The 10,124-nt window shown below is 72.7% G+C and carries 9 protein-coding genes and 1 pseudogene; 5 read left to right on the top strand and 5 right to left on the bottom strand.

What is annotated here, in order from left to right; translation table 11 throughout:
- Window positions 1-94 precede the first annotated feature (94 nt).
- The gene (locus IH80_RS0137090) at window positions 95-1,042 is read right to left on the bottom strand and encodes an LLM class F420-dependent oxidoreductase (protein WP_030966281.1); all 948 of its coding nucleotides are present in this window, start codon (window positions 1,040-1,042) and stop codon (window positions 95-97) included.
- A 147-nt stretch (window positions 1,043-1,189) separates the two neighbouring features.
- Between IH80_RS0137090 and IH80_RS0137085 the strand changes: the two genes are divergently transcribed.
- Window positions 1,190-1,819, top strand: a complete 630-nt coding sequence (locus tag IH80_RS0137085) for a hypothetical protein (protein ID WP_030966280.1) — start codon at window positions 1,190-1,192, stop codon at window positions 1,817-1,819.
- On the opposite strand, the gene IH80_RS0137080 is transcribed toward IH80_RS0137085, so the two are convergent.
- On the bottom strand, window positions 1,791-2,594 hold the full coding sequence (locus tag IH80_RS0137080) for a L,D-transpeptidase family protein (RefSeq protein ID WP_030966279.1): 804 nt from the start codon (window positions 2,592-2,594) through the stop codon (window positions 1,791-1,793). The two genes, IH80_RS0137085 and IH80_RS0137080, sit on opposite strands and share 29 nt — an antisense overlap.
- A 15-nt stretch (window positions 2,595-2,609) precedes the next feature.
- On the bottom strand, window positions 2,610-3,734 hold the full coding sequence (locus IH80_RS40235) for a sensor histidine kinase (protein ID WP_234432518.1): 1,125 nt from the start codon (window positions 3,732-3,734) through the stop codon (window positions 2,610-2,612).
- Between IH80_RS40235 and IH80_RS0137070 the strand changes: the two are divergent.
- A pseudogene (locus IH80_RS0137070) lies at window positions 3,735-4,202 on the top strand (ABC transporter permease); the annotation flags it as partial.
- 86 nt (window positions 4,203-4,288) lie between these two features.
- Entirely contained in the window at window positions 4,289-4,732 is a 444-nt protein-coding gene (locus IH80_RS0137065; RefSeq protein ID WP_030966278.1) for an NUDIX hydrolase, read from the top strand.
- 49 nt (window positions 4,733-4,781) lie between these two features.
- On the opposite strand, the gene IH80_RS0137060 is transcribed toward IH80_RS0137065, so the two are convergent.
- Window positions 4,782-5,642 carry a trypsin-like serine peptidase gene (locus IH80_RS0137060; RefSeq protein ID WP_030966277.1) on the bottom strand — a complete coding sequence of 287 codons (861 nt, stop codon included), beginning with the start codon at window positions 5,640-5,642 and terminating at the stop codon, window positions 4,782-4,784.
- Window positions 5,643-5,876: 234 nt separating this feature from the next.
- Here IH80_RS0137060 and IH80_RS0137055 point away from each other — a divergent pair, with 234 nt between their 5' ends.
- Both IH80_RS0137055 and IH80_RS0137050 read left to right on the top strand, forming a co-directional pair.
- Entirely contained in the window at window positions 5,877-7,250 is a 1,374-nt protein-coding gene (locus IH80_RS0137055; protein ID WP_030966276.1) for a ricin-type beta-trefoil lectin domain protein, read from the top strand.
- A 130-nt stretch (window positions 7,251-7,380) separates the two neighbouring features.
- A complete protein-coding gene (locus tag IH80_RS0137050; protein ID WP_030966274.1) occupies window positions 7,381-8,601 on the top strand; it encodes an MFS transporter in 1,221 nt (406 codons plus the stop codon).
- Between the two features lie 66 nt (window positions 8,602-8,667).
- Here the strand turns inward: IH80_RS0137050 and IH80_RS0137045 are convergent, their stop codons facing one another.
- On the bottom strand, window positions 8,668-9,900 hold the full coding sequence (locus IH80_RS0137045) for an amidohydrolase family protein (RefSeq protein WP_030966273.1): 1,233 nt from the start codon (window positions 9,898-9,900) through the stop codon (window positions 8,668-8,670).
- Window positions 9,901-10,124: the final 224 nt, after the last annotated feature.

Genomic DNA, 10,124 nt, shown 5'->3' with positions numbered 1-10,124 from the left:
CGTCCGGTCCGGCAGCAACGGCTCGATCCGCGCCCACTGCGCGTCAGTCAACGACACACATCAACCAACGATCAGATGATCCGAGAGAAACGGCCTAGTCGTTGAGGTGCGGGGCCACTTCGGTCCCGAAGGCGGTGATCTGGTCGACGAGCTCGGCACGGTCGCGGCTGCGGAACCGGACCTGGATCTGGTCCACGCCGAGCGCCCGGTACTCGCGCAGGGACTCGGCGAGCACCTCCGCCTTCCCGGTGAGGGTGCGGCGGCCGGTGTCCCAGCCGGGCTCGCCGACGTACAGCGCCTCGGTGATCGCACCGACCTCGAAGGGGCCGGTGACGCCGGCCTCGGCGCGCAGCCGCGCGATACGGGCGATCTGCGCCGGGAGCCGGTCGCGCGGGTCGCCCTGCGGGAGCCAGCCGTCCCCGCGGACGGCGGCCCGGCGTACGGCCGCGGGCGAGGAGCCGCCCACCCAGACGGGGATCCGCTCCTGGGCGGGCCGCGGCAGCTGCCCGAGGTCCTTGAAGGAGAACAGCCCGCCCTCGAACTCCGGGTACTCCTCGGGCCCCAGTGCCGCCCGCAGCGCGTCCAGGGTCTCGTCGAGGACGGCGCCGCGGCGCGCGAAGTCCACGCCGAGGACCTCGAACTCCTCCTGGACGTGACCGGCGCCGACGCCGAGGATCAGCCGGCCGCCGCAGAGGTGGTCGAGGGTGGCGTACTGCTTGGCGCTGATCAGCGGGTGGCGCAGGCCGAGGATCGCCACGTGGCTCATCAGCCGCACGCGCTCGGTGATCCCGGCGAGGAAGGCCAGGGTGGCCACCGGGTCGTACCAGACGGTGCCCATCGGCCCCGCGAGCCGCCGCGGAACGGCCACGTGGTCGCAGGTGGCCAGGTATCCGAAGCCCGACCGGTCGGCGGCCCGCGCGATCTCGGCGAGATCGCGGGCCCCGGCCGCCGCCTCCCAGGGTTCGGCGTAGAGGGTGCTCTGCGACTGGACAGGGAGCTGCATCCCGTAGACCAGCCGACCTTCCGGAAACACGCGCGCCATGGCGGGCCCGCCTCGCCTTCGTCTGCCGATTCGTCCTAGCGGTGCCGGGCCATCGTGATACCTGACGGCTCGTCAGACAAGAGGGGGGTGCCGACGCGCACCTTTCCCGGGCGGGGAGCACCCCCTAGGGTGCGGGCCGTGGATCTGATGCTCACGCTCGTCAGCGGCGTCGCCTGGACCGTCGTGTACGTGGAGGCGATCCGCGTCGGGCTGCGGGACCGGACGTACGCGATGCCGGTCGCCGCGCTCGCGCTGAACTTCGCCTGGGAGGCGACCTACGCGGTCCTGGAGTTCCGGGACGGACTCTCGCCCCAGGGCGTCGTGAACGTGGTGTGGGCGACGGCCGACGTGGTGATCATCTGGACGTACCTGCGCTTCGGGCGCGCCGAGCTGCCCGCGTTCGTCACCCGGCCGGTCTTCGCCGGCTGGTCACTGATGGTGTTCGGCACCGGCTTCGCCGTGCAGTGGATGTTCCTCGCGCACTTCGGGATGCACGACGCGACCCGCTACGCGGCCTTCCTGCAGAACCTGCTGATGTCGGGCCTCTTCATCGCGATGTACGCCGCCCGGCAGGGCCCGCTGGGCCAGTCCCTGACCATCGCCGTCGCCAAATGGCTCGGCACACTGGCCCCGACCCTGCTCTTCGGGGTGATCGAGGACGCTCCCTTCGTCCTCGGGCTCGGCATCCTGTGCAGCGTCTTCGACCTGGCCTACATCGGGCTGCTGCTGCGCGGCCCGCGCACCCCCGTCAGAACCCTTCCGGACCCATCACGATGACCGGCTTCGCCGCCGGGTCCAGGGTCTCCAGGACCTTGCGCATGGCCTCCTTGGGAATGCCCACGCAGCCCTGGGAAGGGCCGTCGTGGTCCACGTGGAGCCAGATGTTGCCGCCCTTGTCCTCGCCGTCCGGCTTGACCGGGTCCAGCGGCGAGTGGCCCGGGCGGCGGTTGTAGTCGATGGCGACGACATAGTCGAAGGACCCCACCAGGGACTCCCCGTTCACACCACGGCCGGTGGCGACGAAGCCCCGGTCCTCGTCGTACGGGAGCCGCGTCCCCGGCGGCGGGGACAGCAGCCCGCCCGCGTCGGTGAGCGCGAAGACGCCCTGCGGGGAGGTCAGGTCGCCGTACGTGCGCTCCGTGGACCAGCCCCGGGCACCGTTGCGCGCCGGCCAGCTCTCGGCCTTGACCCAGTCGGCCCCGGCCTCGGGACGGGTGTACAGGGTGGCGGTCGACTCCGAGGAGTCCACGGCCCTGCCGGTGACCAGGATCAGCTGGCGGGACTCGGCCGGGATCCGCGCCCGGGTCTGTTCGCTGATCCCCGTCAGGCCCTGCATGGGCGACCGCCGGACGTCGCGCGCCACCCGGTCCACGGGCTGGGGGCGGGAGTCCGCGCGGGCCTGCGCCGCGCCCGCGGCTCTGTCCGGGCCCTGGGCGACGTACGCCCATCCCGCGGTGAAGGTCACCAGGCCGAGAGTGGCGGCGAGGGCGGCGCGGCGGGCCGCCCGGTTCGTACGGGCGGGGCGGGAGCGTGCTCGGGCGTGCTTGCTCATTCAACCGACCGTACATCAGCGCACCATCAGAGCTGGTTTGTCCGCGTTGTGCGCGCCACGCCGGGTACGGGGGACCGGACACGGACCGTCAGGCCGCCCCCCGGTCCCGGATTGGGCCGCGGCCGTCAGCTCCGCCTCGTGCGTCCGGGCGATCGACGCGGCGATCGAAAGGCCCAACCCGGCGTCCTCACCTGCGGTGTGCTGCCGTTCGACCCGCCTGCGGAAGGGCTCCAGGAGCCCCTGCACGTCCTCCGGATCGATCACCGGACCGGTGTTCGACACCGTCAGTTCTCCGTCCACAGACGTAGACACGGCGATCCGGCCCTCCGCGCGGTTGTGACACACCGCATTCGTCAGCAGGTTGCCCAGCAGATGTCCCAGCAGCACCCGGTCGCCGGTCACCGTCAGCGGCGCGAAGGTCCGTACGACCGTGAGGCCCTCCTGCGGGCAGGCCGCCGGCTCGGCGGCCGCGAGCGCCGCCAGGTCCACCGGCTCCGTCGGCTCCAGCCCTTGCTCGCCGACCGCGAGGAGCAGCAGCGACCCGATCAGGTGCTCACTGGAGTCGGCGACACCGATCAGCCTGGCGCGGATCCGGGCGACCTTCTCCGGCGATGGGTCCCCGGCCGAACCGATCTCGGCCGCTGCCCGCTGCACGGCCAGCGGGGTGCGCAGCTCGTGCGCCGCGCCCGCCGCGAACCGCCGCTGCGCGGACACCAGCTGCTCCATCCGGCCCAGCATCGCGTCGAAGGTGTCGGCCAGCTCCTTGAGTTCACCCGGCGGGGCGTCGAGGGAGATCCGCTCGGGCAGGTTCTCCCCGGACGGCCGGCGCGCCGTCCCGGTGATCACGCCGACGGGGCGCAGCACCCGGCCGGCCATCCACCAGGCGAGCCAGATCGACAGCACGGCGAAGAGGGCCAGGGCGAGCAGCGAGTACGTCAGCAGCCGGTGGCGGGTCGCCCCGGTGACGGCGTCCGAGAGGTTCTGCGTGTAGGCGTAGGTCTTCAGATCCTCGGCGGTGGGCGTCTCTCCCGGCGGCCGCCGCTGCGCCGGGGCGCAGGCGCGGCCCGGCTCGCACGGGAGGCCCGACTTCGGCAGCGGGCCGGGAGAGGCGCCGGGCGACGCTCCGCGCTCATCGCGCACACCGCCAACCCGCAGACCCCGAGCGCGGTCGCGGTCACCGACCCGTCGGCGGTCCTTCAGGCCAAGGCGGCCACCGAGGGCGCCTTCAGCACGCTGCTGCTGGGCCTCGGCGGGATCGCACTGCTGGTCGGCGGGGTCGGCGTGGCCAACACCATGATCGTCTCTGTGCTGGAGCGGCGGCCCGAGATCGGCCTGCGCCGCTCGCTGGGCGGCACGAAGGGCCAGATCCGGATCCAGTTCGTGACGGAGTCGCTGCTGCTGTCCGGGCTCGGCGGGCCGGCCGGCATCGTCCTGGGCGGCGTGGCCACGGCGGTCCACGCCCGCACCGGCGGCATGCCCTGGGTGGTCCCGCTGTGGGCGGTGGGCGGCGGCTTCGCCGCGACCCTGGTGATCGGCACGCCGGCCGGCCTCTACCCGGCGGTGCGCGCGGCCCGGCTGTCGCCGACGCCGGCGCTGGCCACGGCGTAGGCCGTCGCCACGCGGTGACCGGCTCCGGGGCGGACGGGGAGCGCAGGCCCGTCCCCCGGAGCCGATCACCGACGTACCCTGAATCGATGAGGCGAACTCCACGTCACGCGGCACGCGTTGTCATCCTGTCCCCCACCGGGTCGGTGTTCCTCTTCCGCGAGGACAACGTGGAGGTGGGCATCCACTGGCTGCCGCCCGGCGGCGGGATCGACCCCGGCGAGAGCCCCGAGGACTGTGTGCGGCGCGAGCTGCGCGAGGAGACCGGGTGGACCGACCTGGAGCCGGAGCGCCTGCTGTGCACCTGGGAGCACGACTTCACGCACCAGGGCGTGCCGGTGCGCCAGCACGAGCACATCTACGTCACCACGGGACCGCTCCGGGAACCGGTCCTGGAGTCCCCCGGCATCCACTGGCAGTGGCTTTCGGCGGAACGTCTGGCGGCCCTGGGCGAACCGGTCTGGCCGCCCCGCCTCTCGGACCTCCTCAAGAACCCCCCGCTCGAACCGGTCCACCTGGGCCTCGTCCCCTGACCCCGGCCCCGGGCATCCCGTACCGGCGGCCGCCGGGGTTCCAGGAGTTCTAGGGGGCCTTGGTGTTCCTGGCGGTGGCCTTGGTGTAGAGGGAGGCCGCGTAGTCGCCCAGGACCGTGCTGGTCGACACGTCGTCGGTGTCGCCGCCCGTGAGGATGCCGACGATCTTGCCGTCGCGTGCGATCCACGCGCTGCCGCTGGTGCCGCCCGGGAAGTCCGCGCAGTCGAAGCGCTGCTGGGTCGCGCTCTCGCGGACCGCGGTCGCCGTACAGGTGCGGGGGATCTTGCGGTCGGCGGGGTAGCCGGTGACCGTGACCTCCTCGCCGGCCCGGCCCGTGGTGTCGAGCACGGCCGCGCCGGTCACGTCCTCGATCGATCGGCCCTGGGCGTCGGGGGCGAGCGTGGCGAAGGCGAGGTCGTAGTCGTCGTCCGTTCCCTCGGCCCAGCGTTCGTCCTCGAAGACCTCCTCGATCTTCCATGTGCCGTACGGGGCGACGTCGTTGGCATAGGCGGGCGCGAAGACGGCGGTCCCGTCGCCCTGCTTCCCGGCGAGCAGGCAGTGCCCGGCGGTGACGATGAGGTTGCGGCCGGGGCTGTGCACCACGGTGGCGGTGCAGAAGTGGTCGCTGTCCAGGCCGTTGGTGAACAGGGCGCCGGTGAAGGCGGCGGGGCCGCCCGGCGGGGGCGTGACGCCCGGCGGCAGGGTGGTCCCGGGCTGCGCGGACAGCTGGGGCTTCGGCGCGTGCGAGCGCGAGGGAGCCGTCGGCGAGAGGGAGGGCTGCGCGGCCTTCGCCCGTACGGGCGCGGTCGCCTCGGGCGGTGGCGCGAGCTTCGCGACCGCCGCGGAAGCCCCCAGTGCCGCCACCGCACACAGCACCGCCGTCACGACGCTCCGCTTGTCCACCGGCATGATGATCCTTCCGCTTTGCCCTGGCGAAGCATGCCTTGCCCGCAGGGCCGGGTGCAAGGCACGTGACGACCCCTGCGTAGCCGGTCCGTCACCCCCAGCAGTCCCCTCGCGCCCGTCAACTCGGGCCGTTAGCAAGCCCTTTGGGCGATTGACCTATCATCGCTTCGATTCTCGCCGCCCCCGCCGTCGCGCGGGCCCGCGGAAAGGGATTCTTGACGAGAGGGCAACGAACACTTGCGATTCACAGGCAAGCACCGGATATCCATCGTTGCCGCGGCGGCCGTGGCCGCGATCGTGGGAGCCCTTCAGCTCCCCTCCACCGCGTTCGGCACCGAGGACACCACGAACGCCGCGGAAAGCATCCGGGACGCCACCGCGGACGGCACCGCGGACGGCCTCCCGTGGACCGGCGAAGGGCCCGACGCCCACGCGGAGGACTCCACCACCCACGGCAGCGACGGAACGGTCTTCAGGAATGGCGTCATGTCGCTCGGCACGCAGGCGGCACCGATGGCCGCCCCGAGGTCGGCCGCGGCCGCCGCACCCGCGGCACCCGCCGCGCCCACCCCGCCGCAGGGCGAGGGCTGGAAGCTGAGCGGCGCGACCAAGTGGCTGGCGAGCGGCTACACGATCAAGTTCTACGACCAGAAGTCCGCGGACTGGCTGGGCCCGTACGTCCAGGCCTCCGCCGCGGACCTGCGCCGCATCACGAACCTGCCGGTCACCGTCGACACGAAGCCGGTCGGCTGGGACTACGTACGGCCCAAGGGCGAGGTGATCGTGGGCGTGCTGCACCGCCCGTGCGTCCCGCCGGCCGGCGAGGGCACCATGGGAAGCACGGGCTGGAAGGTCGTCCGTGACGGCACCGGCACCGCCAACCTGAGCTGCGGCTTCACCAGTTCCTCCGAGGCCGAGACCGTCACCAGCGGACACGCCTACATCGACGACTCGTTCTTCACCCCGGCCGGCAGGCCGACGGCCGCCATGGGCGAGACGTACATGCGCAACCACATCAGCCACGAGCTCGGGCACACGCTGGGCCTCACGCACGCCAACCGCAGCCTGAACAGGAGCGACTGCGTCAAGGGCACCGACTCGGGCCAGTTCCCGGTCATGTGCTCCCCCGCCTACGCCTACCAGGACAAGCGGGCCGGTACCTACGTCCAGCAGTTCGACGTGCAGGGCCTGCGCCGCCTCGCGGCCGGCGCCGGGGCAAAGCTGTCGCCGCAGGGCAAGGTGGGCGGGATCGGCTCCAAGTGCCTCGACGTCAAGGGCGGCAAGGCCGCCAACGGCACGCAGATCCAGCTCTACACGTGCAACGGCACCGCCGCGCAGTCCTGGATCCTGGGCAAGGACGGCACCTTCCGCGCGCTCGGGAAGTGCCTGGACAACGCGCGCAACGCGAGCACCAACGGCAACAAGATCAGCCTCCACGACTGCAACGGCTCGGCCGCCCAGCGCTGGTCGGTCAACGCCAAGGGCCAGATCGTCCACGTGGCGTCGGGCAAGGTCCTCGACGTCACCGGCGGCGCGACCGCCAACGGCACGGTGGTCCAGCTGTACACGGCGAACACCAACAAGCGCCAGGTCTGGACGGCCCCCAAGTAGTCCCCCGCTCCGCGACGGGCCGCCCGCACCGGGCGGCCCGTCCGCGCAGGGGACGCGCAGGGGACGCGCAGGGAACGCCTGGGGAAGGTGACCGATCCGCGCGGGCAGGCCTTAGACGCACGCTGACCCCATGGGCGACTGGGGAAGCGGGCGGGTCCTGCGGGACCGCAATGCGGGGATCTACCTGCTCGGGGTGGTGGTGTCCGGGTTCGGCACGACGGCGATGTGGCTGGTGGCCGGGGTCTGGGTGAAGTCGCTCACCGGCTCGGACAGCCTCGCGGCACTGACGGTGTTCGCCATGTGGGCGCCGGTGCTCGCCGGGCCCGCCCTGGGGGTGCTCGCCGACCGGCTGCCGCGGCGGCCCCTGCTCGTGGCCGCCTGCCTCGTGATGGCCGCGCTGCTGCCCGCGTTGTGCCTGCTCGACTCGGCCGACCGGGTGTGGCTGCTGTTCGCCGTCCTCCTCGTCTACGGGATCTGCGGCACGCTCCACGAGGCGGCGGAGGCCGCCCTGGTCGCGAAGGCGGTCGACGTCCGCCTCCTCGGCGACTTCAACGGGCTGCGGATGACGGCCGGGGAGAGCATGAAGCTCCTCGCGCCACTGGCGGGCGCAGCCCTGTTCACCCGGTTCGGCGGGGCTTCGGTGGCGCTGCTCGACGCGGTGACGTTCGCCCTGGCGGCCGGTCTCTTCCTGATGCTGCGGGTGGAGCGGGACGCGCCGGAGCGGACGGCCCCGCGGGCGGGCGGCTTCGCCGAGGCACTGGAGGGCGGCCGCCGGCTGTGGGACTCACCGGTGCTGCGACCGCTGGTGGCGACGGCCGCCGCCGTGATGTTCCTGGCCGGGATCAACGGCGCGGTGGTCTACGCGGTCGCCGACGACGTCCTGGGCCGCCCGCCCGCCTACGTGGGGGTGCTGTACGCGGTGCAGGGAGCCGGGTCCGTGCTGAGCGGGCTCGTCGCCGGCCCGCTCCTGCGGCGGATGCCGGTACGGGTGTTCACGGCCGCCGGGACGGCGCTGTTCGCGCTGGGGTGCGGCGGGCGGGCGCTGCCCTACGACACGGCGGCCCTGGTGTGCAGCGCACTGATCGGCGCGGGCCTGCCGTGCGTGCTGATCGCCGCGCTGACGACCGTGCAGCGCGAGGTCCCGGACTCCGTCGTGGGCCGCGCCGCCGCCACCGCCAACACCCTGGTCTTCGTGCCGAACGCGCCGGCCCTGGCGCTGGGCGCCGGCCTCGTCGCCCTGGTCGACGTACGGGTGCTGCTGCCGCTGCTCACGGCGGCGGGCCTGGCCGTGTCGCTCCTGCTCGTGACCGCGCCGGCCGGCACGGTCGCGAGCCGTCGGGCACGGGTCTGACCGGGCCCGTCGGGCAGCGGACCGGCCGGGCGGCCGAGCCGGCCGGCAGCCGGGGCGGCCGAGGGGTCAGGCGGCCGAGCCCGGTCCCGGCCACAGGCCGTCCGGGGTGAGCCCGAGCAGGTCGATCGCGTTGCCGCGCACGATGCGGTCCACCACGTCCGGGGCGAGGTGGCCCATCTGCGCCTCACCGACCTGACGGGACTTCGGCCATGTCGAGTCGGAGTGGGGGTAGTCGGTCTCGTAGAGGACGTTGCCGACACCGATCGAGTCGAGGTTCTTCAGGCCGAACGCGTCGTCGAAGAAGCAGCCGAAGACGTGCCCGGCGAAGAGCTCGGACGGCGGCCGGAGCACCTTGTCCGCGACCCCGCCCCAGCCGCGGTTCTCCTCCCAGACCACGTCGGCGCGCTCGAGGATGTACGGGATCCAGCCGATCTGGCCCTCCGCATACATGATCTTCAGACGGGGGAAGCGTTCGAATTTGCCACTCATCAGCCAGTCGACCATGGAGAAGCAGCAGTTGGCGAAGGTGATGGTGGAGCCGACCGCGGGCGGGGCGTCCGCAGAGGTGGACGGCATGCGGGACGAGGAACCGATGTGCATGGCGATGACCGTGCCGGTCTCGTCGCACGCCTGGAGGAAGGGGTCCCACTCGTCGGTGTGGATCGAGGGCAGGCCCAGGTGCGGGGGTATCTCCGAGAAGGCGACCGCGCGGACGCCGCGCGCCGCGTTGCGGCGGACCTCGGCGGCGGCCAGCCGGGCGTCCCAGAGCGGGATGAGGGTGAGCGGGATGAGACGGCCGCGGGCGTCGGGGCCGCACCACTCCTCCACCATCCAGTCGTTGTAGGCCCGTACGCCGAGGAGCCCCAGCTCACGGTCCTTGGCCTCGGTGAAGGTCTGGCCGCAGAAGCGGGGGAAGGTGGGGAAACAGAGCGCCGACTGGACGTGGTTGACGTCCATGTCGGCCAACCGGTCGGGAACCGAGAACGAGCCGGGGCGCATCTGCTCGTAGGTGATGACTTCCAGTTTGATCTCGTCGCGGTCGTACCCGACGGCGGTGTCGAGGCGGGTGAGCGGCCGGTGCAGGTCCTCGTACACCCACCAGTCGCCGATCGGGCCGTCGTCGCCGCGGGCCCCCATGACGGGGGCGAACTTGCCGCCGAGGAAGGTCATCTCCTTGAGCGGGGCGCGGACGATGCGGGGGCCGATGTCCCGGTACTTGGACGGGAGCCGGTCCTGCCAGACGTGGGGGGGCTCAACCGTGTGGTCGTCCACCGAGATGATCTTCGGGAAGGTCTCCATGGCTCATACCGTAGCGCCGATCTGACGAACCGTCAGCTAGTTGGTCTGTGATCGGTCATGGACGGGCTGACGTGTTCGCGCGAGACAGGGCAGACTGACCCTTACACCGACGGAAGGCAGGGGGGACGACAGATGGACGGCGTACCGGCCATCCCGCACCCGCGGAACCACCCCGAGGCCCGCGCGGCCGCCACCGCGTCCGAAGCCGGCCCCACCCGCCCCAC

This window comes from Streptomyces sp. NRRL S-378 (genome assembly GCF_000720645.1).
In the GTDB taxonomy this organism is placed as follows: domain Bacteria; phylum Actinomycetota; class Actinomycetes; order Streptomycetales; family Streptomycetaceae; genus Streptomyces.
Note: the sequence above shows the minus strand (reverse complement) of the source record. Positions and strands in the feature narration are given on the sequence as shown.

Coding starts and splice junctions, on each gene's coding strand:
- IH80_RS0137080 (WP_030966279.1), bottom strand. CDS start 2,594: ATGAGCAAGCACGCCCGAGCACGCTCCCGCCCCGCCCGTACGAACCGG.
- IH80_RS0137050 (WP_030966274.1), top strand. CDS start 7,381: ATGGGCGACTGGGGAAGCGGGCGGGTCCTGCGGGACCGCAATGCGGGG.
- IH80_RS0137060 (WP_030966277.1), bottom strand. CDS start 5,642: ATGCCGGTGGACAAGCGGAGCGTCGTGACGGCGGTGCTGTGTGCGGTG.
- IH80_RS0137085 (WP_030966280.1), top strand. CDS start 1,190: ATGCTCACGCTCGTCAGCGGCGTCGCCTGGACCGTCGTGTACGTGGAG.
- IH80_RS0137045 (WP_030966273.1), bottom strand. CDS start 9,900: ATGGAGACCTTCCCGAAGATCATCTCGGTGGACGACCACACGGTTGAG.
- IH80_RS0137090 (WP_030966281.1), bottom strand. CDS start 1,042: ATGGCGCGCGTGTTTCCGGAAGGTCGGCTGGTCTACGGGATGCAGCTC.
- IH80_RS0137065 (WP_030966278.1), top strand. CDS start 4,289: ATGAGGCGAACTCCACGTCACGCGGCACGCGTTGTCATCCTGTCCCCC.